Source organism: Streptomyces sp. NPDC093252, from assembly GCF_040683675.1.
GTDB lineage: Bacteria > Actinomycetota > Actinomycetes > Streptomycetales > Streptomycetaceae > Streptomyces.
Window position 1 is genome coordinate 179,311 of record NZ_JBFBEM010000008.1, and the last position, 23,526, is coordinate 202,836.

The window sequence follows — 23,526 nt, forward strand, 5'->3', positions numbered from 1 at the left end:
CAAGCAATGGTCTGCGGCAATACCTTATGGCTCCCGACGCGTCACAGCCCAGCAGGCGGCACCCCCCAAACCGACCAGCCCCGAGCCGACCAGCCCCAACCGGCCGGCCCCGAGCTGAGCAGCTCCAACCGACCGGCCCCAACCGAACAGCCCCGAGCCGAGCAGCCTCAAGGAGGCCCACCCGTGGCAGACCGCACACCCCCGCTCGGCATCGAGGAACTCCACGCCCTCGTCGCGGCGGGTGATGTCGACACCGTGGTCCTGGCCTTCCCCGATATGCAGGGCCGCCTCCAGGGCAAGCGGTTCGCGGCGCGCTTCTTCCTCGACGAAGTCCTCCACCACGGCACCGAGGGCTGCAACTACCTGCTCGCCGTCGACGCCGACATGAACACCGTCGACGGCTACGCCATGTCGTCCTGGGACAGCGGCTACGGCGACTTCGCGATGTACCCCGACCTGGAGACCCTGCGCCGGGTGCCCTGGAACGAGGGCACCGCCCTGGTCACCGCCGACCTCGCCTGGGCCGACGGCAGCCCGGTCGTCGCCGCGCCCCGGCAGATCCTGCGCCGCCAGCTCGACCGCCTCGCCGCCCACGGACTGACCGCCCAGGTCGGCACCGAGCTGGAGTTCATCGTCTTCAAGGACACCTACGAGGCCGCCTGGAACGCCGACTACCGCGACCTGACCCCGGCGAACCAGTACAACATCGACTACTCCGTCCTCGGCACCGGCCGCATCGAGCCCCTGCTGCGCCGCATCCGCAACGAGATGGCCGCCGCCGGGCTGACCGTCGAGTCCGCCAAGGGCGAGTGCAACCCCGGCCAGCACGAGATCGTCTTCCGCTACGACGACGCCCTCGTCACCTGCGACCAGCACACGGTCTACAAGACCGGCGCCAAGGAGATCGCCGCCCAGGAGGGCGTCTCGCTGACCTTCATGGCCAAGTTCAACGAGCGCGAGGGCAACTCCTGCCACATCCATCTCTCCCTCGCCGACCCCACCGGCGCCCCGGTGATGCCCGGCGGCCCGTCCGACCCTGGCGGCATGTCGGAGACCATGCGGCACTTCCTCGCCGGGCAGCTCGCCGCCCTGCGCGAGTTCAGCCTGCTCTACGCGCCGAACATCAACTCGTACAAGCGCTTCCAGCCCGGTTCCTTCGCGCCCACCGCCGTCGCCTGGGGGCACGACAACCGGACCTGCGCGCTGCGGGTCGTCGGGCACGGCGGCTCCACCCGGTTCGAGAACCGGCTCCCCGGCGGTGACGTCAACCCCTACCTCGCCGTCGCCGGCATGGTCGCCGCCGGGCTGCACGGCATCGAGCAGCGCCTCGAACTCCCCGACGCCTGCCCCGGCAACGCCTACACCGGCGACTACGCCCATGTCCCCACCACCCTGCGCGAGGCCGCCGAGCTGTGGCAGCACAGCGCCCTCGCCCGGTCCGCCTTCGGCGACGAGGTCGTCGACCACTACCGCAACATGGCCCGCGTCGAACTCGACGCCTTCGACGCCGCCGTCACCGACTGGGAGCGCCGCCGCTCCTTCGAACGCATGTGAGGACCCCCTCTTGTCCGACCCCTCGCCCCACCCCCTGCCCGACCCCTCATCCGATCCTTTGCCCGACCAGCTCCAGATCCTGAACCCCGCCACCGAGGCCGTCGTCGCCACCGTCCCCGCCACCTCCGCCGCCGAGGTCCACGAGGCCGTCGTTCGGGCCGCCCGCGCGCAGACCGGGTGGGCCGCCCTCGCCCCCGGCGACCGGGCCCGGCTGCTGCGCCGGTTCGCCACCACCGTGGACGCCCACCTCGAAGAACTCGCCCTGCTGGAGGTCCGCGAGGCCGGGCACGTCCTCGGCAACGCCCGCTGGGAGGCGGGCAACGTCCGCGATCTGCTCGACTACGCGGCGGGCGGCGTCGAGCGGCTCACCGGCCGTCAGATCCCCGTCCCCGGCGGCCTGGACCTCACGATCCTCGAACCCCTCGGCGTGGTCGGGGTGATCGCCCCCTGGAACTTCCCGATGCCGATCGCCGCCTGGGCCACCGCCCCCGCCCTCGCGGCCGGCAACGCGGTCCTGCTCAAGCCCGCCGAGACCACCCCCCTCACCGCGCTCCGCCTCGCCGCGCTCGCCCTGGAGGCGGGCCTGCCCGAACACCTCTTCCAGGTCCTGCCCGGCCACGGCCCGGTCACCGGTAGCGCCCTGGTCGAACACCCCGGCGTCGCCAAGATCGTCTTCACCGGCTCCACCGCCGTCGGCAAACAGGTCCTCGCCAAGGGCTCCGCACACCTCAAACGGGTCACCCTCGAACTCGGCGGCAAGAGCCCCAACATCGTCTTCGCCGACGCCGACCTGGAGGCCGCCGCCACCGCCGCCCCCATGTCCTTCCTCGACAACTCCGGCCAGGACTGCTGCGCCCGCACCCGCATCCTCGTCCAGCGCTCCGTCCACGACCGCTTCCTCGACCTCCTCACCCCGGCGATCGAGGCCGTCACCGTCGGCGACCCGGCCGCCCCCGGCACGGACATGGGCCCGCTGATCTCCCGCGCCCAGCTCGACCGGGTCCGTTCCTACGTCACCCCCGGCCTGGACGGCATCCGCGGCAAGGCCCCGGAGGGCCCCGGCTTCTGGTTCCCGCCGACCGTCCTGACCGGCGTCGACCCCACCGCCCGGGTCGCCGTCGAGGAGGTCTTCGGCCCCGTCGCCGTCGTCCTGCCCTTCGACGACGAGGCCGACGCGATCCGCCTCGCCAACGCCACCGAGTACGGCCTGGCCGGCTCGATCTGGACCCGGGACCTCGGCCGCGCCCTGCGCGTCTCCCAGGCGGTCCGGGCCGGGAACCTCTCCGTCAACTCCCACTCCAGCGTCCGCTACTGGACCCCCTTCGGCGGCTTCAAGCAGTCGGGCATCGGCCGCGAACTCGGCCCGGACGCCCTCACCGCCTTCACCGAGACCAAGAACGTCTTCCTCAGCCACGCCACCACCAGCACCACCGCCACCAGCACCGCCACCAGCACGGAGGGCCCCGCACAGTGACCGCAGAGACCGCCGACACCGCCCAGGCCACCACGCCCGAAGCCGCCGTCTGCCGCCGCCTCGTGGGCCGTACCGCTGTGATCACCGGAGCGGGCAGCGGCATCGGCCTCGCCACCGCCCGCCGCCTCGCCGCCGAGGGCGCCCATGTCGTCTGCGGCGACATCGACGAGACCTCCGGCAAGGCCGCCGCCGACGCGGTGGGCGGCCTCTTCGTCCGCGTCGACGTCACCGACCCCGACCAGGTCGAAGCTCTCTTCCAGACCGCCCACGACACCTACGGCAGCGTCGACATCGCCTTCAACAACGCCGGGATCTCCCCACCCGACGACGACTCCATCCTGGAGACCGGCCTCGACGCCTGGCGCCGGGTCCAGGAGGTCAACCTCACTTCCGTCTACCTGTGCTGCAAGGCCGCCCTGCCCCATATGCGGCGCCAGGGCCGGGGCTCCATCATCAACACCGCCTCCTTCGTGGCCCGGATGGGCGCGGCGACCTCGCAGATCTCCTACACCGCCTCCAAGGGCGGCGTCCTCGCCCTCTCCCGCGAACTGGGCGTGCAGTTCGCCCGCGAGGGCATTCGCGTGAACGCCCTCTGCCCCGGACCGGTCAACACCCCCCTGCTCCGGGAGCTGTTCGCCAAGGACCCCGAGCGGGCCGCGCGCCGCCTGGTGCACATCCCCGTCGGCCGGTTCGCCGAGGCCGAGGAGATCGCCGCCGCGGTCGCCTTCCTGGCCAGCGACGACTCCTCGTTCGTCAACGCCACCGACTTCCTGGTCGACGGCGGCATCTCGGGGGCGTACGTGACACCCCTCTAGGGAGCCCCCGGCCCCCGTCCTACAGTGCCCGGGTGAGCATCTCCCCGCCGCCCGGCTGGTACCACGATCCGTCGGCCCCGCATCTGGAACGGTGGTGGGACGGCACCAACTGGACCGACCACTGGCGCGGCGCGGCCCCCGAGGGGACACCGCCGCCGGGACCGCCCGGACCGGAAACGGCCGGTCCGCCCGGCGGCGAGTCCGTACGGGCCAGGGCCATCGCCATGACGGTCGCGGGCGCGGTCCTGGTCGCCGCCGTCGTCACCGGCGCGCTCGTCCTGCGCGACGACGACGGCGCCCCCGGCGGCGCCACCCCGGCACCCCCCGCCCCGACCGCCACCCCCACGCCTTCCCCTTCCCGCACCCCCACTCCCACCGGGGACCCGGACGTCGTCGTGGACCACCTCAACGGGCTCACCTTCCCCGTCCTGCCCGGCTGGGAGCCCTCCGACAGCGCCCTCCCCGAGAACTCCCTCCTGCGCGCCGACGCCACCTACGACTGCCCCGGCGAGGGCGCGCTCTGCCGCCCCGGCTGGGTCGTCTCCCGCACGGTCACCGAGAACGGCGAGACCTCGCCCAAGGCCCTCGCCGAGGCCGACATCGAGGCCGCCGCCGACGCCGCCTACGACCGCGACGAACTCGACCGGCTCCCCTACGGCGGCATCGAGTCCCACACCCGCGTCGCCGCGGGCCCGGTCGCGGTGGCCGACCGCGCCGGGTACTACGTGCGCTGGCGCGTCGAGACCGCCCTCGGCCCCGGCGGCTACGTCCAGTCCCTCGCCTTCCCGTCCGGCACCGGCACCCAGGCCCCGGTCGTCGTCCGCTACGTCCTCGACGCGGGCGGCGACGCGCCCCCGCTCGCCGACCTGGACCGCATCACCCGGGGCATCCGCCCGCTCGGGACCCGGCGACCGGCGGCGGCGTGGGCAGCGGCGTCACCCCGTCCGGGTAGGCGGCCCACAGGAACGTTCCGGGCAGGCGGCCTACAGGAACGTACGCCCCTCGCCCCGGTACGTCGGGACCGTCGCCGTCACCCGGTCGCCCGACACCAGGTGCAGCGCGTCGAACCGCTCGCACACCTCACCGGCCTTGGCGTGCCGGAACCACACCCGGTCGCCGATCAGCAGATCGTCCGCCGGGGAGCCCAGCAGCGGGGTCTGCACCTCGCCGGGCCCCTCCTGCCCGTCGTAGCGCAGCCCCGGCGGGAGGTACGGCACCGGGAGCCGGTCGGGGCCGGCCACACCCGACGCCGGATAGCCGCCGCCGAGGACGGTCACCACCCCGACGCCAGGCCGGCGCACCACCGGCAGCGCGAACAGGGCCGCCGGGCGCCCGCTGAACGAGGTGTAGTGGTCGAACAGCCGCGGTACGTACAGTCCCGACCCGGCCGCGATCTCCGTGACGGCGTCCTCCGCCGCCGTGTGCTGGACGCTGCCGGTGCCGCCGCCGTTGACGAACTCCAGGTCCGGCACCACCGCCCGCACCGCCCGCACCGCCGCCGCCCGCCGCTCGGCCAGCTCCCGGCGCGCCGCGCCCTGCATCAGCCGGACCGCCCGCGACCGCACCGGCCGCCCGGCGACCGCGTCCCCCACCCCGGCCACATGACCCTCGTAGCCCATGACCCCCACCACCCGGAACCCCGGACGGCGGGTCACCGCGCGGGCCAGGTCGGCGACTTGGGCGGGGGAGTGCAGCGGGGAGCGCAGGGCGCCGATCCGGACCCGGCCGCCGAGCAGCCGCAGCGAGGTGTCCAACTCCAGGCAGACCCGCACGACTTCGCGCCCGCCGCCGCGCGCCGCGTCGATCAGATCGAGCTGCGCGGTGTCGTCCACCATCACCGTCACGGCCGCCGCCAGCTTCGGATCGCCCGCCAGTTCCGCGTACCCGGCCCGGTCCGCCGACGGATACGCCAGCAGCACGTCCTCGAACCCCGACCGGGCCAGCCACAGCGACTCGGCCAGCGTGAACGACATGATCCCCGCGAACCCGTCCCTGGCCAGCGCCCGTTCGAGCAGCGCCCGGCAGCGCACGGACTTGCTGGCCACCCGGACCGGCTTCCCGCCCGCCCGGCGCAGCAGATCGTCCGCGTTGGCGTCGAAGGCGTCCAGATCGACGATCGCGAACGGAGCGTCCAGAGCGGCGGTGGCCCGGTCGTAGCGGGCCCGGTCGGCGGCGCGTGCGGTCATGGCCGAAGCCTGCCAGACCTGATTACCGCAGGGTAGGGGGACGTTCCGGGCAGATGCCCCGGGGTCGTGGACTGGTTCCCGTTCGAGCCGGATCAGCCCGTAGAGTGACGCGCAGGCAACGGAAACGGGGGGGTGCATGAGCACGGAAGCGCGACGCCCCCCGCTCCCGCCACGCCCCGTCGTGCCACCGCCCCCGGCGCACCCACCCGCCACCGGCCCCGACGATTCGAACACCCCGGACGCCCCCGACACCACCGACAGGACGCACCAGCACGGTGTCCCCGCCGGGCCCGGACCATCCGAACCACCCGGAGAACCCGGCAAGCCCGAGGACCCGGACACCCCCACCGCACCACCCCCACCCGCCGCCTCCGCCCGCTTCCCGGACGGCCCCCCGGCCACCGGACACGCTCCGCGCCGCCCCCTGGTTCCCGCCGAGACCCCCGGCGAGCACACCCCCCGCCTGCGCCCCTTCCGGCCCGACGACGACCACCCCGTCCGCCCGGTGACCGCCCCCGCCATCCCCCCGCCCCGCCCCGCCGGACCCCCCGGGCCCGACCCCGCCCGGTCCTGGAGCGCCCTGCCCCCCGGAGGCCGCCCCACGGTCAGCTTCGGCCGCCCCGAGGGCTACGACGCCGACGCCCGCCCCCGCCCGCTGGGCCGTCGGCTGCGCGGCCGTACCGTCGCCGTTGCCTCCTGCGTGGTGCTGGGGCTGGGGCTGATCGGCGGTGCGGTCACCGGCAGTTGGCTGGCCGGAGACTCCGAGGCGGACCGCGAGCGCAACGCGTTCGAGACCGCTGGGGACATGTGGCACAGCGTCCCCGTCGACCGCCTCTTCCCGCCCGCCGTCGACGGCAGGGGCGCGGGCCCCGGCGGCGCCGACCGCACCTGGACCCGGGTCGCCGTCGCCCCGGACGGCGGCTGCTCCGACGCCTTCGACCCCCTGCTGCGGGGCGCCCTCGCCCCCGTCGGCTGCGAACGCCTGCTGCGCGCCACCTACACCGACGCCACCCAGAGCTTCGTCACCACCGTCGGCCTGCTCTTCACCGACGCCGACGCCCCCGCGATGCGCGCCCTGGCCCAGCGGTTCGAGGACGAGGGCCTGGACCGCCGCGACGACCTCATGCCCCGCCCCTACGCCGCCGACAACACCGTCGCCGCCGGATTCGGCGACGACCAGCGGGCCTCCTGGACCGTGCACGTCCTCACCGACGCGCCGGTCGTCGTCTACTCCGTCAGCGGCTGGGCCGACGACCGCCGGGTGGACAGCCCGCAGCCCGCCGCCGACGCCGTCCGGGCCGACGCGGACACCGACCCCGCCCAGGCGGGCCTGGGCCACGAGGCCAAGGGCCTGGCCGACCGGATCGAACGCGCCCTGCGCAAGAACGCCACCACCCCCACGGAGCAGCCGTCATGAGCCCCCGTACGACCGGCCGGGCCGCCCTGGTCGCCGTGCTCACCGCGGTCTCGGTCACCCTGGTCCCGCCCACCGCCGCGCACGCCGACGCCATCCGCGCCCAGCAGTGGGCCCTGGCCGCCCTGCGCACCGAGGAGGCGTGGCGGACCACCAAGGGCGAGGACATCACCGTCGCCGTCCTGGACACCGGGGTCGACGCCGACCACCCCGACCTCGTCGGCAACGTCCTGTCCGGCAAGGACATGGTCGGCTTCGGCGCCGAGCAGGGCGACCGCGCCTGGGCCCGGCACGGCACCGCCATGGCCGGGATCATCGCCGGCCACGGCCACGGCTACCAGGGCGAGGACGGCGTCCTCGGCATCGCCCCCGCCGCCAAGATCCTCCCGGTCCGGGTGATCCTGGAGGACGGCGACTCCTCCCGCGCCGAGGCCCGCGAGACCCGCGGCAACGCCCTCGCCGACGGCATCCGCTGGGCCGCCGACCAGGGCGCCGACGTCATCAACCTCTCCCTCGGCGACGACTCCGACTCCGCCCACCCGGAACCCGCCGAGGACGAGGCCGTCCAGTACGCGCTGAAGAAGGGCTCGGTCGTCGTCGCCTCGGCCGGCAACGGCGGCGAGAAGGGCGACAACATCTCCTACCCGGCTGCCTACCCCGGCGTGATAGCGGCGGCGGCCGTCGACAAGTACGGCACCCGCGCCTCCTTCTCCACCCGCCGCTGGTACGCCACGGTCAGCGCGCCCGGCGTCGATGTCGTCATCGCCGACCCCGACCGCAAGTACTACGAGGGCTGGGGCACCAGCGCCGCCGCGGCCTTCGTCTCCGGCGCGGTCGCCCTGGTCAAGTCGGCCCACCCCGGTCTCACCCCGGCCCAGATCAAGAAGCTGATGGAGGACACCGCCCGGGACGCCCCCGTCGACGGCCGGGACGACTCGCGCGGCTTCGGCTTCGTCGACCCGGCGGCGGCCATCGAGGCGGCGGCGGACCTCAAGCCCGGGAACCTCAGGGCGGCGTCCTACGCCGACGAGTACTTCGGCCCCGGCCCCGACCGTCCCGACGACACCGGCACCTCGGGCGGCTGGGCCACCACCCTGGCCGTCGGCACCGGGGCGGCCCTGCTGGGCGCGGCGGTCGTCGTCTGGCGCCGGGGCCGCGAGTACGACACCTTCTGACGGCCCGCCCGCCCGGCCCGCCCGGACGGCGCTCTCAGCCCGCGGCGCTCCCGGCGAACACGGACACCGCGGCCTGCGCCGCCGCTTCCACGAGAGTGATCCCGGTCTTCTGCGAGACATTCCCGTCCGACAGCGCGGCGACCAGGAACTCCCGCCCGTCCACCGTCACCCGCCCGATGCTGTTGATGTCCCACAGCCCGGTGGCCGTCCGCGGCAGCCACCCGTTCTTCAGCTCCCAGGCGGTCCCGTCGGCCACCGCCGACACCCCCCAGTGCTGCCCGGCGGCTATGCCCCCCATCAGCCCCCGCACATACGCCCGCGCCTCCGAGTCGAGCAGCGAATCGTTCCCGAACACCTGCTCCAGCAGCGTGATCTGATCGGCCGACGTGGTCTGGGTCAGCCCCCACGACCCGTCGGCACCGCCCCGCGTCCCGGTGAGCCCGAACCGCTCATTGGCCGCGTCCAGCCCCTCCGCGCCCCCGATGACCTCCCACAGCGCCGAGGCCGAGGCGTTGTCGCTGTACTCGATCATCGCGGTGGCCTGCGACTTCTCCGTCGCCGTCAGCTCCCGCCCCGCGTCCTGCGCCTGGAGCAGCAGCGCCGCCAGGATGTCCACCTTGACGATGCTCGCGGTGTCGAACGCGGTCCCGCCCCCGTACACCGCGCCGTCCCCGCTCGCCAGGTCCAGCACCGCCACCGACACCCGCGCCCGCTCCCCGACCGGCACGTCGGCCATCGCCTCGCCGAGCAGCGCGTCGTAGTCGATCGCGGACTCCGTCACCACCGGCTCCACCGTCCCCTCACCGGCCGCCGGGAGCGACGGCGTCGCGGCCGAGGACGAGGATACGGGCCGGGCCGCGGGCGCCGGGGCGGTCAGCGCGTACGCCATACCCGCCGTACCGGCCGCCACGACGGCCGAGGCGAGGGCGGCTCCGAGGACGGCGTGTCGGTCTCGTCGGGACTTCATGCCCGCGATGCTCGGGGCGCCGACTGTGCGGCCTGTTAAGCCGACATGAGAGTAGTCTCAAGATTTTCTGAGAATTGCATGAGACCGAACGGAACCTCGCCATCCACCCCTCCGGCGACCCCGCTCCGGCCGGCGGGGCCGCCCGGGAATAGGGTCGGGACCGTGGCGAACAAGAACATTCCCGACCCCGGCTACTCCGACGACGACGGCTCCGCCGACCCCCGGCTGAGCGCGGCGCTCACCGCCTGGGCCGGGGACCGCACCGCCGTCGGCCCGGTGCTGTCCGCCCTGCGGGACGCCCGGCTGCTGGTCCCCGTGGTCGCCGTGCTCGGCGAGGTCGAGGAGGACGAGAACGGGCTGCGCCGGGAGAAGACCAGCGACATGGCCGTACCGACCCTGAAGGCGGCCGGCCGGACCGCGCTGCCCGCCTTCACCTCCACCGCGTCGCTGGCCCGCTGGGACCCGGCGGCCCGCCCGGTCGCGGTCCCGCTGCACCAGGCGCTGCGCGCGGCGGCGCACGAGAAGGCGGACACGGTGGTGCTGGATCTGGCGGGGCCGGTGCCGTTCGAGCTGACCGGCCCGGCGCTGCTGGCCCTCGCCGAGGGCCGCACCAGCACCGACCCGCTGGCCGACCCCGCGGTCGTCGCCGCGGTCGTCGCCGCGGTCGCCGCCGAGCCGGACGTCGTCCGGGCCCATCTCGGCCCCGGGCAGGCGGACGGGACGCTGGCCCTGGTCCTGGACCCGGCCGCCGACGCCGCCGTGGCGGCGCGGTCCGTGGCCGGGCGGCTGGCGCGGGACGAAACACTCAGGGCCCGCCTGGTGCGCGGTCTCGACCTGGCACTGCTGCCGGCCGGGACCCCGCCGCCGGGCGAGCCCCTGTATGTGCGCGAGGGCGCGGGTCAGCCGTAGACCGGGCCGGTGTATTTCTCGCCCGGACCCTGGCCCGGCGCGTCCGGCACCACGGACGCCTCGCGGAAGGCCAATTGGAGCGACTTCAGCCCGTCGCGCAGCGGGGCCGCGTGGAAGGAGCTGATCTCGGTCGCGCTGCCGTCCATCAGACCCGCCAGGGCGTGGATCAGCTTGCGGGCCTCGTCCAGGTCCTTGTGCTTGTCGCCCTCCTCCGTGAGACCCAGCTTGACGGCGGCGGCGCTCATCAGATTGACCGCGACGGTCACGATCACCTCGACCGCGGGGACCTCGGCGATGTCCCGGGTCATCTCATTGAAGTCGGGTGTGTCTGCACTCATGGCGTTCACCTTAGGGGCAGTGCGGGGTCCGGCCCCAGTGGGTCTCGGTTCGCCGAAGCCCCGGGGAACTGCTAACCTTGTGTGACGACCGGCCGGACACGTATGCCTCGCGGCTCACGAGCCCGGCCCACAAGTGGAGGCTCCGCACTCCCACCTGACCGCCCTGCCGGGCGGTGGGTCACCGGTCAGACGGTCCCGCCCCTCCGGCGGCGATCCGTCCGAAAGCGCGCCCCGCGATCCTCGCGACGGTGTTCCGGTAGTTCAAGGAGCCCCGCCTGTGATCGTCCGGGGCATTTTTTGTGCTTCGGCGCGGTTAGGTCTGACGCAAAGAGACATACGCGGCCGTCCGCCAGATGGCCGTGTGGTGCTAACCGAGGAGGACAAATCAGCGCCGAGCCCCGCATCAACGACCGGATTCGCGTTCCCGAGGTGCGACTTGTCGGTCCCAGTGGCGAGCAGGTGGGCATCGTCCCGCTGGCCAAGGCACTGGAGCTTGCCCAGGAGTACGACCTCGACCTCGTCGAGGTGGCGGCGAACGCCCGTCCGCCGGTCTGCAAGCTCATGGACTACGGGAAGTTCAAGTACGAGTCGGCCATGAAGGCCCGTGAGGCGCGCAAGAACCAGGCGCACACGGTCATCAAGGAGATGAAGCTCCGGCCGAAGATCGACCCGCACGACTACGACACCAAAAAGGGTCACGTCGTCCGGTTCCTCAAGCAGGGCGACAAGGTCAAGATCACGATCATGTTCCGTGGTCGCGAGCAGTCCCGGCCCGAGCTGGGCTACCGACTGCTCCAGCGGCTCGCGGAGGATGTCCAGGACCTCGGTTTCGTGGAGTCGAACCCGAAGCAGGACGGCCGCAACATGATCATGGTCCTCGGTCCGCACAAGAAGAAGACCGAGGCGATGGCCGAGGCCCGCCAGGCCCAGGAGGCCCGCAAGGCATCCGCCAAGGCGAACCCCGGTCGCTCGCAGAACCCCGCCGACGCGGACGAGGCTCCCGCCGATGCGGAGGCCCCCGCAGAGGTTCCTGCGGAGGAGCACGCCGAGGCGTGATCCCCGGGACACCGTCCCAGGGCAGACCGAAAGACAGAACGACGCTCCACCCGTGCCCGGTCGCGCGACCGGGCACCGGAGCGCCACGACGAGGAGATAACGGCGCTATGCCGAAGAACAAGACGCACAGCGGTGCCAGCAAGCGCTTCAAGATCACCGGCTCCGGCAAGGTGCTCCGTGAGCGCTCCGGCAAGCGCCACCTGCTCGAGCACAAGTCGTCCCGTGTGACGCGTCGCCTCACCGGCAACGCCGAGATGGCCCCGGGCGACGCCAAGAAGATCAAGAAGCTTCTCGGCAAGTGACATCCGGCGCGGACGGCTTCCGCGCCTGATCTCCGACCGGGACCCATATCGTTTCCGGGTCGCGTGAGTCCCACCGCGACCCCGCTACAAGGAGTTAACAAGTGGCACGCGTCAAGCGGGCAGTCAACGCCCACAAGAAGCGCCGGGCGATCCTGGAGCAGGCTTCCGGCTACCGCGGACAGCGCTCGCGCCTGTACCGCAAGGCCAAGGAGCAGGTCACCCACTCGCTGGTCTACAACTACAACGACCGCAAGAAGCGCAAGGGTGACTTCCGTCAGCTCTGGATCCAGCGCATCAACGCCGCTGCCCGCGCCAACGGCATCACGTACAACCGCTTCATCCAGGGCCTGAAGGCCGCGAACGTCGAGGTCGACCGCAAGATCCTCGCGGAGCTGGCCGTCAACGACGCGAACGCCTTCGCGGCGCTGGTCGAGGTCGCGCAGAAGGCGCTGCCGGCGGATGTGAACGCCCCCAAGGCGGCGTGACGCTGGCGCTGGCCTTCGCCGGTGACTATGGGACCCGCAGGTCTGATGCCTGCGGGTTCTTTGTGTACCGGGTTGGGTGCGTTGTCGGGTGCGGGTATGTCGTGGCTGGTCGCGCAGTTCCCCGCGCCCCTAAGAGCAGGGCGCTGCCCTGCCCGGCACTGGAACCCCGAACCCATCCCACCCAACAACCTTCCCCCTCACCGAAAGCGAGCCCATGGCAGGTGCCAGTCCTACTCCCGAACTCATCTCGCCCCGGTCCCCTCGGGTGGGTGCCGCGCGGCGGCTGGGGAAGCGGAACTTCCGGGGGAAGGAGCGGCTGTTCCTCGCCGAGGGGCCGCAGGCCGTGCGGGAGGCGGGCGCGCAGCCGGAGACGCTGGTCGAGCTGTTCGTGACGGTCGAGGCCGCGGAGCGGTACGCCGACATCGTCGGGGCCGCCCGCAGCGGCGGGGCCCGGGTGCATCTCGCGTCCGACGAGGTCATCGCCGACATCTCCACCACCGTGACGCCCCAGGGGCTCGTGGGGGTCTGCCGGTTCGTCGACACCCCGTTCGCGGAGATCCTGAAGGCCCGGCCCCGACTGGTCGCGGTGCTCGCGCACGTCCGGGACCCCGGGAACGCCGGGACCGTGCTGCGGTGCGCCGACGCCGCGGGCGCGGAGGCCGTCGTGCTGACCGACGCGTCCGTCGATCTCTACAACCCCAAGGCCGTCCGGGCGTCCGTCGGGTCGCTGTTCCATCTGCCGGTGGCGGTCGGTGTACCGGTCGCGGAGGCCGTCGCCGGGCTGAAGGGGGCCGGGGTGCGGGTGCTCGCCGCCGACGGCGCCGGAGACCGGGATCTGGACGACGAGCTGGACCACGGCACCATGGGCGGGCCCACCGCCTGGGTGTTCGGCAACGAGGCATGGGGGCTGCCGGAGGAGACCCGGGCGCTCACCGACGCCGTCGTCCGCGTCCCCATCCACGGACGGGCCGAGAGCCTGAACCTGGCGACCGCCGCCGCCGTATGTCTCTACGCGTCCGCCCGTGCGCAGCGCGCGCCCGAAGGCTGCCGGACCGTCAGCGGGACCTAGTAGGGTGACCAGCTCGGGGGCCTCCTGCGCTGTCTGAGAGGTGGGGTACGGGGATGAGTGTCGGTACGAGCAGCGTGCCGGGAGCACCTCGGGTGCGCACGTCCGCCGCGTCCCGGCCGTCCGCACAGCCCGCGGACCTCGGATTCGACCCGGACGAGCTGCCCGACGGACTCGTCGTCGCCGACCGGGACGGCCGGGTCGTCTGCTTCAACCGCGCCGCCGAGCGCATCACCGCCGTCGCCGCGGCCGACGCCCTCGGGCAGCCGCTGGAGAAGGCGCTGCCGCTGGAGGATCTGGAGGGCCGCCGCTGGTGGCAGCTCACCGATCCCTACGGCGGGCTCGCCATCCGGGTGCGGCAGCCGGAGCGCAATCTGCTGCTGCCGGGAGGCCGGGAGGTGCTGGTCTCGGCGACCTATGTGCGCGAGACGCCCACCGGGCCGGTCCGGCGGCTGATGGTCTCGCTGCGCGACACCGAGGCCCGGCGCCGCACCGAGCGCAGCCACGCCGAGCTGATAGCGACCGTCGCCCACGAGCTGCGCTCGCCGCTGACCTCCGTGAAGGGCTTCACGGCGACGCTGCTGGCGAAGTGGGAGCGGTTCACGGACGACCAGAAGCGGCTGATGCTGGAGACCGTCGACGCCGACGCCGACCGGGTCACCCGGCTGATCGCCGAGCTGCTGGACATCTCCCGGATCGACTCCGGGCGGCTGGAGGTGCGCCGCCAGCCCGTCGACATGGGCGCCGCCGTCGGACGGCACATCCAGGCGTACGTGGCCGCCGGGCAGTCCGCCGAGCGGTTCCTGCTGCGGGTCGGGCAGCCGCTGCCCCCGCTGTGGGCCGACCCCGACAAGGTCGACCAGGTGCTCAGCAACCTCATCGAAAATGCCGTGCGGCACGGCGAGGGAACCGTCACCATTGACATCACGCCCACCGCGTCCCCCCGCGAGGGAGAGGACGCCGGCACATCGGTCACCGTGAGCGACGAGGGCACCGGCATCCCGGAGGAGTCCATGAACCGCGTCTTCACCCGCTTCTGGCGGGGCAGCAAGCGCGGCGGCACCGGGCTCGGGCTCTACATCGTCAAGGGCATCGTCGAGGCCCACGGCGGCACCATCACGGTCGGGCGCGCGCCCGGCGGCGGCGCCGAATTCCGATTTACGCTGCCCGTGGCCGCTCCGGCGTATCTCGCCTGACGGCCGCGGGCGCATCCGTCTGTCCCCACCCCGTTAGACTCGGCCTTTGGCACCTTTGTGTCCTCAGGCGCCGCCGAGCGTCGCCCGCCAGTCGGTGACGGGGATCTCCAGCCAGCCAATCGGAAGTACGGGAAGAGATGTCGGCACCCAATAAGTCGTACGACCCTGTCGAGGTCGAGGCGTTGAAACCGGAAGAGATCGAGCGCATGCGGGACGAGGCGCTCACCGCGTTCGCCGCCGCCGGCTCCCTCGACGCGCTCCAGGAGGCCAAGGTCGCCCACACCGGCGGCACCTCCCCGCTGGCGCTCGCCAACCGGGAGATCGGCGCCCTGCCCCCGCACGCCAAGGCCGACGCCGGCAAGCGGGTGGGCCAGGCCCGGGGCGCGGTGAACAAGGCCCTCGCCGCCCGCCAGACCGCGCTGGAGGCCGAGCGCGACGCCCGCGTCCTGGTCGAGGAGGCGGTGGACGTCAGCCTGCCGTACGACCGGGTCCCGGCCGGTGCGCGGCATCCGCTCACCACCCTCTCCGAGCGCATCGAGGACGTCTTCGTGGCCATGGGCTACGAGGTCGCCGAGGGGCCCGAGGCCGAGGCCGAGTGGTTCAACTTCGACGCCTTGAACATCGGGCCCGACCACCCCGCCCGCGGCGAGGCCGACACCTTCTTCGTGCGCGACGCGAGCGGGGGCGCCGAGTCCGGGGTCGTGCTGCGCACCCACACCTCCCCGGTGCAGATCCGTTCCCTCATGGACCGCGAGCTGCCGGTGTACGTGATCTGTCCCGGCCGCGTCTACCGCACCGACGAGCTGGACGCCACCCACACCCCGGTCTTCCACCAGGTCGAGCTGCTCGCCGTGGACGAGGGCCTGACCATGGCCGACCTCAAGGGGACCCTCGACCACATGGTCCAGTCCCTGTTCGGCGCGGACATGAAGACCCGGCTGCGGCCCAACTTCTTCCCCTTCACCGAGCCGTCCGCCGAGATGGACATGGTGTGCTACGTCTGCCGCGGCGCGTCCGTCGGCAACCCCGACCGCCCCTGCCGCACCTGCTCCTCCGAGGGCTGGATCGAGCTGGGCGGCTGCGGGATGGTCAACCCGCGCGTCCTCACGGCTTGCGGGGTCGACCCGGAGAAGTACAGCGGATTCGCCTTCGGGTTCGGCATCGAACGGATGCTGATGTTCCGCCACAACGTCGAAGACATGCGAGACATGGTCGAGGGTGACATCCGGTTCACCCGGCCGTTCGGGATGGAGATCTGATGCGGGTCCCGCTTTCCTGGCTGCGGGAGTACGTCGACCTGCCGGCCACCGAGACCGGTCGTGACGTCCAGGCCAAGCTGATCTCGGCGGGCCTCGAGGTCGAGACGGTCGAGCAGCTCGGCGACGGCCTCAAGGGCCCCCTGGTCGTCGGACAGGTCCTCACCATCGAGGAGCTGGAGGGCTTCAAGAAGCCGATCCGCTTCTGCACGGTCGATGTCGGCACCGCCAACGGCACGGGCGCCCCGCAGGAGATCGTCTGCGGTGCCCGCAACTTCGCCGTCGGCGACAAGGTCGTGGTGGTCCTGCCGGGCGCGGTGCTCCCCGGCGGCTTCGCCATCGCCGCGCGCAAGACGTATGGCAAGACCTCGCACGGCATGATCTGCTCCAGTGACGAGCTGGGCATGGGCGACGACGGCACCAAGGGCATCATCGTGCTGCCGCCCGAGACGGAGACCGGCAAGGACGCCATCGAGCTGCTGGAGCTGGTGGACGAGGTCCTGGACATTGCCGTCACCGCCAACCGCGGCGACTGCCTCTCCATCCGCGGTGTCGCCCGCGAGGCCGCCATCGCCTACGGCCTCCCGCTCAGCGACCCGGCCCTCCTCGACGTCCCCGGACCCAACGCCTACGGCTACCCGGTCGAGGTCGCCGACCCGCTCGGCTGCGACCGCTTCACCGCCCGCACGGTCACCGGACTCCACCCCGACGCCCGCTCCCCGATCTGGCTCCAGCGCCGGATCCAGAAGGTCGGCATGCGCCCGATCTCGCTGGCCGTCGATGTCACCAACTACGTGATGATGGAGCTGGGCCAGCCGCTGCACGCCTACGACCGGAGCCTGGTCCAGGGCACCATCGGGGTCCGCCGGGCCGAGGAGGGCGAGAAGATCGTCACCCTCGACGGGGTCGAGCGCACCCTGCACGCCGAGGACCTGGTCATCACCGACGACCGGGGCCCCATCGGCCTCGCCGGGGTCATGGGCGGCGCCGACACCGAGATCGCCGACCACGACACCGCCGCGGGCGCCACCAGCGAGGTCGTCATCGAGGCCGCGCACTTCGACGCCGTGTCCATCGCCCGGACCGCCCGGCGCCACAAGCTGTCCTCCGAGGCGTCCCGGCGCTTCGAGCGGGGCGTCGACCCGCAGGCCGCGTCCGCCGCCGCCCAGCGCACGGTCGATCTGCTGGTCCTCCTCGCGGGCGGCACCGCCGAGGCCGGGGTCACCGTCATCGCCACCCCGTCCGCGCCGCACACCGTCACCACCCCCGCCGACCACCCCGACAAGGTCGCGGGTGTCACCTACGGCCGGGAGACCGTCGTCCGCCGCCTCCAGCAGGTCGGCTGCGATGTCTACGGGCAGGACGAGCTGATCGTGACCGTGCCGTCCTGGCGGCCCGATCTGCTGGAGCGCAACGACCTCGCCGAGGAGGTCATCCGGCTGGAGGGCTACGAGAACCTGCCCTCCACCCTGCCCAGGCCCAACCCCGGGCGCGGGCTGACCGACCGGCAGCGGCTGCACCGCCGGGTCGGGCGCGCGCTGGCCGGAGCGGGCTATGTCGAGGCGCTGAACTACCCCTTCCTCGGCGAGGGCGTCTTCGACCAGCTCGGACTGGCCGCCGACGACCCGGCCCGCCGGGTGGTCACCCTGGCCAACCCGCTCAACGACGAGGAGCCCGCCCTCCGCACGACGCTGCTGCCCGGTCTGCTCGGCGCACTGCGCCGCAACGACGGCCGCGGGTCGCACGACCTGGCGCTGTTCGAGACCGGGCTGGTGTTCCTGCCGCGCGCCGAGCGGAGGGCCGTCGCCGCGCTGCCGGTGGACCGGCGCCCGACCGACGAGGAACTGGCCGCGCTGGACCTCGCCCTGCCCGAGCAGCCCCGCCATGCCGCCGTCGTCCTCGCGGGCGCCCGCGAGCAGGCCGGCTGGTGGGGCAGGGGCCGTCCGGCGGACTGGGCCGACGCGGTCGAGGCGGCCCGGGTCGTCGCCCGCGAGGCCGGTGCCGCACTCGTCGTCCGCGCGGGGCAGTACGGGCCCTGGCACCCCGGCCGCTGCGCCGAACTGGCGGTCGTGGTGGACGGCGCCGAGCGGGTCGTCGGACACGCGGGTGAGCTGCACCCCCGGGTGGTGAAGTCGCTGGGGCTGCCGGAGCGGACCTGTGCGATGGAGCTGGACCTGGACGCGGTCGCCGCGGCGGGCGACGGGGTGCTCCGGGCGCCCCGGATCTCGTCGTTCCCCGTCGCCACGCAGGATGTGGCGCTGGTGGTGGATGCCGGGGTCGCCCACGCGGACGTCGAGGCGGCGCTGCGGGAGGGCGCGGGGGAACTGCTGGAGGGGATCCGGCTGTTCGACGTGTATGTCAACGAGGAGCAGTTGGGGGCGGGGAAGAAGTCCCTGGCGTATGCGCTCCGCTTCCGGGCGGGGGATCGGACGTTGACGGTGGATGAGGCGTCTGGGGCTCGGGATGCGGCGGTTGCGGTTGCGGGGGAGCGGGTGGGGGCTGTGTTGCGGGGCGCCTAACGGGGTGGGGTGTGGGGGGATGTGTGGCGGCTGCGGGTCTGTCGTGGCTGGTCGCGCAGTTCCTCCCCCAGAGGGGGTACCCCCAGCGCCCCTGAAAGCGGGGCGTTGCCCTCAGCCCTGTTTTGTCGGATCGCCTCACTCGTCTGGGTGAGGAAATGGGGTGATCTGGGTTCTTTGGGGTGAGCGGCGGGAGAATCGGACCGGCCTTTCGGGGCCGGTCCGTGCTTTTGGGGACTGTCTGGGGGGCCATCGGCATGATGCGTTTCGGTGCTCGGCCGGTACGGCGCTCGCTCGTGCTGGGGCTTCCGGTGGCCTGGGGTGCGGTCGCGATCACCTACAAGCTGGTCTGTCCGCTGGCGCAGCAGACCGGGCTCGGTGCGCGGATCGCGACCAGCGCGGTGTTCTTCGCCGTCGGGGCCGGCATCGTCCTCCAGGTGCGGCGGGCGCTGCTGAGCGAGTTGCGGCAGGTGCGCGAGGTGGCCGGAGCGGCGCAGGAGGCGCTGATCGGGCCGCTGCCACCGAAGGTCGACGGGCTCGGTGTGGCCGCCGCCCAGCTCTCCGCCGACCGGGGCGCGTTCCTCGGCGGTGACCTCTACGACGTGATCGCCACCGAGCACGGGGTGCGGGTGGTGATCGGGGACGTCCGCGGGCACGGGCTCGCCGCCATCGGGACCGTCGCCGCCGTCCTGGGCAGTTTCCGCGAGGCCGGGCACGACGAGCGGGACCTCGCGGGCGTGCTGCGCCGGCTGGAGCGGGCGCTCGCCCGGCATCTGCGCCAGCGGTCCGGGACCGGCGCCGACACCGGCAGCGAGGACTTCGTCACCGTCCTGCTGCTGGAGATCCACCGGGACGGGGAGGTGCGGGCGCTGAACTGCGGGCATCCGTGGCCGCATCTGCTGCGGGACGGGGCGGCGGTGGTGCCGGTGGGGGCCGAACCGCTGCCGCCGCTCGGGCCGTTTCCGCTGCCGGCCGAGCTGCACCCCGTACCGCTCGGGCTGTTGCTGCCCGGGGAGACGCTGTTTCTGCATACGGACGGTGTCGAGGACGCCCGGGATGCGCATGGCCGGTTCTTTGCGCTCGGCGAGGCGCTTCGGGCGGTCGTGGCGGAGGGGCCGCTGCCGCCGCAGGCGGTGCTGGGCGGGGTCTACACCCGGCTGCTGCGGCACGCCGGGGGGCGGCCGGCCGACGATGTGGCCATGCTGGCGCTGCGCAACGAGCGGTGCGCCGTGCTGCCGCTGCCCGGGGAACCGGTCGGTCACCGGGCGCACCACGTGCCGTGACACCGAGACCGAGCGGCGTCCGACGGCCCGTGGTGCGCCTGGGTCCTCCTCCCGGTTACCGGTGTGTCCCTCGTCGGCGCGGCGGCGCCGTCCGCCCGGCCACGGAGTGTCGGGCAGACGGCCGGACGGACGGCGCGTGCAGGGGCCGCCGCACTGTACGAGGGGGAGCCGGCGGCCCAGCCGGCCTCTTGACGAGGTGTTCCAGTCAAGCGGTTGGGCACTCTGAGCGACAGCGCGCACACACCCCGGAGGCGGGCACTCCGATCACACGGGGTGTGAACGCGGTGGTACTACGCTGTCCGGACCCTGTTTCGGGGGACGGGAAATGTCGGGGGGACCGGGAATGTCGGGGGGACGGGAAATGCAGCCCAATTCCTTGCTGGACGCGATCCTGGACGAGGCCGGGGTCTCGCACGCCGGGCTGGCCGCGCATGTCAACCAGGCCGGGCGGGCCCGGGGCCTGGCCCTGCGCTACGAGCACACGGCCGTGGCGCGCTGGCTGAAGGGGCAGCGGCCCCGCGGTCAGGTGCCCGACCTGATCTGCGAGGTGCTCGCGGCCCGGCTGCGCCGGACGGTCACCCTGGACGACATCGGCCTCGGGGTGCCCGGCGGGCCCGTCTCCCCGCACGCCGGTTCGCTGTCCGGGTTCGTGGAGCGGGCGACCGCGCTGTGGCGCTCCGACCAGCAGCTCCGCCCGCATCTGCTGGGCGCCCCCGCGGTCACCGGGACGCCCGCGGTGATGCCGGTGTGGGAGTGGGAGAACCCGCCCGAGGACACCGATGTCTCGCGCGGCGGCCGGCACCGGGTCACCCCGGCCGACCTCGACATGCTGCGCGCCGCCCGCACCCACTACGAGCAGCTCTACCGCAAGGCCGGCGGGATCGTGGCCCGCACCCGGATCGTCGGCTTCCTCAACGCCGAGGCCGCGCCCCTGCTGCGCGGCAGCTACACCGACGCCACCGGCCGCCAACTGCACCGGGCCACGGGCGGGCTGGTCGCCATCGCCGGGATCTGCGCCTACGACTCCGACGCCCACGGCCTCGCCCAGCGCTACTTCCATCAGGCGCTGCGGCTGGCGAAGGCGAGCGGTGACCGGGGGCTGGGCGCCTATGTCATCGCGCTGCTGGTCAACCAGGTGCTGTTCCTGCGGGAGTACCGGCAGGCGGTCGCCTTCGCGGAGGCGGCGCTGCGGGCGGCCGGCAAGCACATCACCCCGGCCCTCGCCTCCGATCTGTACGCGATGCAGGCGAAGGCGTACGCCCACCTCGGCGACAGCGGCGAGGCGCTGTCCTGCATCCGGCGGGCCGAGCGGTCCGCCGAACGCATCCGGCCCCCGTACGAGCCCGATGAGACCGGATATGTCCAGCCGGGCCTGGTCAATGTCCAGGTGGCGGAGGCGCTGCTCAGCCTCGGTGAGCTGACGGCGGCCGGGGAGCACGCCACGGCGGCGGTGGACAACCCGGCGCACGACCGGGGCAGGGTGCACCGGCTCGCCATGCTCAGCACCATCGAACTCCGCCAGGGCAACGCCGACAAGGCGGTGGAGACGGCCATCCGGATGGCCGAGCAGGCGCGTGGCATGGAGTCGCACCGGCTCCGCGACCGGCTGCGCGCGGTGCGCGAGCATCTGATCCGCAGCGGCGCCACGGGCACCACCGAGGCGGCCGAGCTGATCGACGGGGCGCTGCGGGTCCCGCTGTAGGGCGCGCCGGTCGTCGCGGCGCCGCGGGGATGCGTCCGACACGCCCCGGGGCTCGCGGCGCACGGAAGCGCGGACGGCCGGAGGGATGCGTTCCGGCCGACGGGGCCGGTTCCCGCGCGCCCGCCGCTGCATCGTCGGCCGCTCCTTCTGCGCCTGCTGCCGGAACGCCGCTGCTGCGATATTGCCCCTTATTCAGCGGAAGGTGGCAGAACCGTGCAGTGGACGAAACAGACCGAGCAAACTGTGTATGAAAACCGCTGGTTCAGCGTCAATCTCGCCGATGTCGAGCTACCGGACGGCCGGCATCTCGATCACTTCCTGATCCGGCTGCGGCCCGTCGCCGTGGCCACGGTGGTCAATGAGGCGAACGAGGTGCTGCTGCTGTGGCGCCATCGCTTCATCACCGACAGTTGGGGCTGGGAACTGGCCGCGGGTGTCGTCGAGGACGGCGAGGACATCGCGGTCGCCGCCGCCCGGGAACTGGAGGAGGAGACGGGCTGGCGGCCGGGGCCCCTGCGGCATCTGATGAGCGTCGAGCCGTCCAACGGGCTCACCGACGCCGTCCACCACATCTACTGGACCGACGCGGGCGAGTACACCGGCCATCCGGTGGACGACTTCGAGTCGGACCGCCGGGAGTGGGTCCCCCTCAAGGTGGTGCCCGATCTGGTCGCCCGGGGCGAGGTCCCGGCCGCGAACATGGCGGCGGCGCTGCTGTTACTGCACCATCTGCGGCTGGGGCAGGACCTGGTGGCGTAGGGCGGACGGAGCGGAGCGGTACGGGGCCCGGCATCCGTGCGGTGCCGGGCCCTGTGGCCGCCGTCGCGTGTCAGCCGTAGCTGTAGAAGCCCGACCCGGACTTGCGGCCCAGGCGGCCCGCGTCGACCATCCGCTGGAGCAGCGGGGGAGCGGCGTACAGCGGTTCCTTGAACTCGTCGTACATCGAGGACGCCACCGAGGCCACCGTGTCCAGGCCGATCAGGTCGGCCAGCTTCAGCGGGCCCATCGGGTGGGCGCAGCCCAGCTCCATGCCGTTGTCGATGTCCTCCCGCCCGGCGATCCCGGACTCGAACATCCGCACCGCCGAGAGGAGATACGGGATCAGCAGCGCGTTGACCACGAAACCGGAGCGGTCCTGGGCGCGGATGGCGTGCTTGCCGAGCACCTTCTCGGCGAAGAGCTGCGCCCGGCCGAGGGTGCCCTCGGAGGTGGTCAGCGCCGGGATCAGCTCGACGAGCCGCTGCACCGGGGCCGGGTTGAAGAAGTGGATGCCGATCACCTGGTCGGGGCGGGAGGTGGCCACCGCGAGCCGGACCAGCGGGATCGAGGAGGTGTTGGAGGCGAGGATCGCGTCCGGGCGGCTCACCACCTGGTCCAGGACCTGGAAGATCTCCGTCTTCACCTGCTCGTTCTCGACCACGGCCTCGATCACCAGATCACGGTCGGCGAACTCGCCCAGATCGGTGGTGAAGGTCAGCCTGGCCAGGGTGGTGTCCCGCTCCTCCTCGGTGATCTTGCCGCGCTCGGCGGCCCGGGTGAGGGAGGTGTGCAGCCGGGCCCGGCCCAGTTCCAGGGCCTCGCCGGTGGTCTCGGCGACCTTCACCGCGAGCCCGGACCGGGCGCACACCTCGGCGATGCCCGCGCCCATCTGGCCACAGCCGACCACTCCGACCCGCTCGATGTCGGTCACATCGTCCCCTTCGTCGTCCTCGTCGTCGCTTCGCGCCGCCCGGCGGTTGGGCCGACGGCTTCGGCACCCTGCTCCGTTCGTGCACGTTACCCGTACGTAGCGATGATCGATCGCCGGGGTGCGGGCATCCTGAGGCCCGAGG

Annotated in this window: 20 protein-coding genes and 1 pseudogene; 17 read left to right on the forward strand and 4 right to left on the reverse strand. The window is 73.2% G+C overall.

Features of this window, described 5'->3' with window-relative positions; all coding sequences use genetic code 11:
- Window positions 1-183: 183 nt before the first annotated feature.
- The 4 genes and pseudogenes from AB0O01_RS18550 to AB0O01_RS18565 form a co-directional block, all read left to right on the forward strand.
- Complete coding sequence (locus AB0O01_RS18550) at window positions 184-1,554, forward strand: glutamine synthetase family protein (RefSeq protein ID WP_365314631.1); 1,371 nt, start codon at window positions 184-186, stop codon at window positions 1,552-1,554.
- Between the two features lie 58 nt (window positions 1,555-1,612).
- Window positions 1,613-3,028: an aldehyde dehydrogenase family protein gene (locus AB0O01_RS18555; RefSeq protein ID WP_365314933.1), complete on the forward strand. Its 1,416-nt coding sequence runs from the start codon at window positions 1,613-1,615 to the stop codon at window positions 3,026-3,028.
- Complete coding sequence (locus tag AB0O01_RS18560; RefSeq protein ID WP_365314632.1) at window positions 3,025-3,843, forward strand: 3-oxoacyl-ACP reductase; 819 nt, start codon at window positions 3,025-3,027, stop codon at window positions 3,841-3,843. The genes AB0O01_RS18555 and AB0O01_RS18560 overlap by 4 nt, the downstream gene beginning before the upstream one ends.
- Window positions 3,844-3,875: 32 nt before the next feature.
- Window positions 3,876-3,944: pseudogene (locus tag AB0O01_RS18565) on the forward strand (DUF2510 domain-containing protein); the annotation flags it as partial.
- 882 nt (window positions 3,945-4,826) lie between these two features.
- On the opposite strand, the gene AB0O01_RS18570 reads toward AB0O01_RS18565, so the two are convergent.
- Window positions 4,827-6,029, reverse strand: coding sequence for an amino acid deaminase/aldolase (locus AB0O01_RS18570; protein ID WP_365314633.1), 1,203 nt, complete (start codon window positions 6,027-6,029; stop codon window positions 4,827-4,829).
- A gap of 136 nt (window positions 6,030-6,165) precedes the next feature.
- Here AB0O01_RS18570 and AB0O01_RS18575 point away from each other — a divergent pair, with 136 nt between their 5' ends.
- A complete protein-coding gene (locus AB0O01_RS18575; protein WP_365314634.1) occupies window positions 6,166-7,446 on the forward strand; it encodes a hypothetical protein in 1,281 nt (426 codons plus the stop codon).
- Complete coding sequence (gene mycP, locus AB0O01_RS18580; protein ID WP_365314636.1) at window positions 7,443-8,618, forward strand: type VII secretion-associated serine protease mycosin; 1,176 nt, start codon at window positions 7,443-7,445, stop codon at window positions 8,616-8,618. Before AB0O01_RS18575 ends, mycP begins: the two co-directional genes overlap by 4 nt.
- 34 nt (window positions 8,619-8,652) lie before the next feature.
- On the opposite strand, the gene AB0O01_RS18585 is transcribed toward mycP, so the two are convergent.
- On the reverse strand, window positions 8,653-9,585 hold the full coding sequence (locus AB0O01_RS18585; protein ID WP_365314638.1) for a serine hydrolase: 933 nt from the start codon (window positions 9,583-9,585) through the stop codon (window positions 8,653-8,655).
- 162 nt (window positions 9,586-9,747) lie between these two features.
- Between AB0O01_RS18585 and AB0O01_RS18590 the strand changes: the two genes are divergently transcribed.
- The gene (locus AB0O01_RS18590) at window positions 9,748-10,494 is read left to right on the forward strand and encodes an SseB family protein (protein WP_365314639.1); all 747 of its coding nucleotides are present in this window, start codon (window positions 9,748-9,750) and stop codon (window positions 10,492-10,494) included.
- On the opposite strand, the gene AB0O01_RS18595 is transcribed toward AB0O01_RS18590, so the two are convergent.
- Window positions 10,485-10,832, reverse strand: coding sequence for a DUF1844 domain-containing protein (locus AB0O01_RS18595; protein ID WP_355732834.1), 348 nt, complete (start codon window positions 10,830-10,832; stop codon window positions 10,485-10,487). The two genes, AB0O01_RS18590 and AB0O01_RS18595, sit on opposite strands and share 10 nt — an antisense overlap.
- Before the next feature lie 384 nt (window positions 10,833-11,216).
- Here AB0O01_RS18595 and infC point away from each other — a divergent pair, with 384 nt between their 5' ends.
- The 10 genes from infC (at window position 11,217) to AB0O01_RS18645 (ending at window position 22,453) form a co-directional block, all read left to right on the forward strand.
- Window positions 11,217-11,888 (forward strand): translation initiation factor IF-3, encoded by a 672-nt coding sequence (gene infC / locus AB0O01_RS18600; RefSeq protein ID WP_365314934.1) that lies wholly within the window; start codon window positions 11,217-11,219, stop codon window positions 11,886-11,888.
- Between the two features lie 107 nt (window positions 11,889-11,995).
- A complete protein-coding gene (rpmI, locus tag AB0O01_RS18605) occupies window positions 11,996-12,190 on the forward strand; it encodes a 50S ribosomal protein L35 (protein ID WP_121888283.1) in 195 nt (64 codons plus the stop codon).
- A 101-nt stretch (window positions 12,191-12,291) separates the two neighbouring features.
- Entirely contained in the window at window positions 12,292-12,675 is a 384-nt protein-coding gene (rplT, locus tag AB0O01_RS18610) for a 50S ribosomal protein L20 (RefSeq protein ID WP_030744620.1), read from the forward strand.
- A 214-nt stretch (window positions 12,676-12,889) separates the two neighbouring features.
- Window positions 12,890-13,744, forward strand: a complete 855-nt coding sequence (locus tag AB0O01_RS18615; protein ID WP_365314641.1) for an RNA methyltransferase — start codon at window positions 12,890-12,892, stop codon at window positions 13,742-13,744.
- Window positions 13,745-13,797: 53 nt separating this feature from the next.
- The gene (locus AB0O01_RS18620) at window positions 13,798-14,937 is read left to right on the forward strand and encodes an ATP-binding protein (protein WP_365314643.1); all 1,140 of its coding nucleotides are present in this window, start codon (window positions 13,798-13,800) and stop codon (window positions 14,935-14,937) included.
- 137 nt (window positions 14,938-15,074) lie between these two features.
- Window positions 15,075-16,196, forward strand: coding sequence for a phenylalanine--tRNA ligase subunit alpha (gene pheS / locus AB0O01_RS18625; RefSeq protein WP_365314644.1), 1,122 nt, complete (start codon window positions 15,075-15,077; stop codon window positions 16,194-16,196).
- On the forward strand, window positions 16,196-18,712 hold the full coding sequence (gene pheT, locus AB0O01_RS18630; protein WP_365314646.1) for a phenylalanine--tRNA ligase subunit beta: 2,517 nt from the start codon (window positions 16,196-16,198) through the stop codon (window positions 18,710-18,712). The genes pheS and pheT overlap by 1 nt, the downstream gene beginning before the upstream one ends.
- A gap of 254 nt (window positions 18,713-18,966) precedes the next feature.
- Window positions 18,967-19,992 carry a PP2C family protein-serine/threonine phosphatase gene (locus AB0O01_RS18635; protein WP_365314648.1) on the forward strand — a complete coding sequence of 342 codons (1,026 nt, stop codon included), beginning with the start codon at window positions 18,967-18,969 and terminating at the stop codon, window positions 19,990-19,992.
- Between the two features lie 361 nt (window positions 19,993-20,353).
- The gene (locus AB0O01_RS18640) at window positions 20,354-21,694 is read left to right on the forward strand and encodes a transcriptional regulator (RefSeq protein WP_365314650.1); all 1,341 of its coding nucleotides are present in this window, start codon (window positions 20,354-20,356) and stop codon (window positions 21,692-21,694) included.
- A gap of 213 nt (window positions 21,695-21,907) precedes the next feature.
- Entirely contained in the window at window positions 21,908-22,453 is a 546-nt protein-coding gene (locus AB0O01_RS18645) for an NUDIX hydrolase (protein WP_365314652.1), read from the forward strand.
- Between the two features lie 70 nt (window positions 22,454-22,523).
- Here the strand turns inward: AB0O01_RS18645 and AB0O01_RS18650 are convergent, their stop codons facing one another.
- Window positions 22,524-23,384 carry a 3-hydroxybutyryl-CoA dehydrogenase gene (locus AB0O01_RS18650; RefSeq protein WP_365314653.1) on the reverse strand — a complete coding sequence of 287 codons (861 nt, stop codon included), beginning with the start codon at window positions 23,382-23,384 and terminating at the stop codon, window positions 22,524-22,526.
- Between the last annotated feature and the right edge of the window lie 142 nt (window positions 23,385-23,526).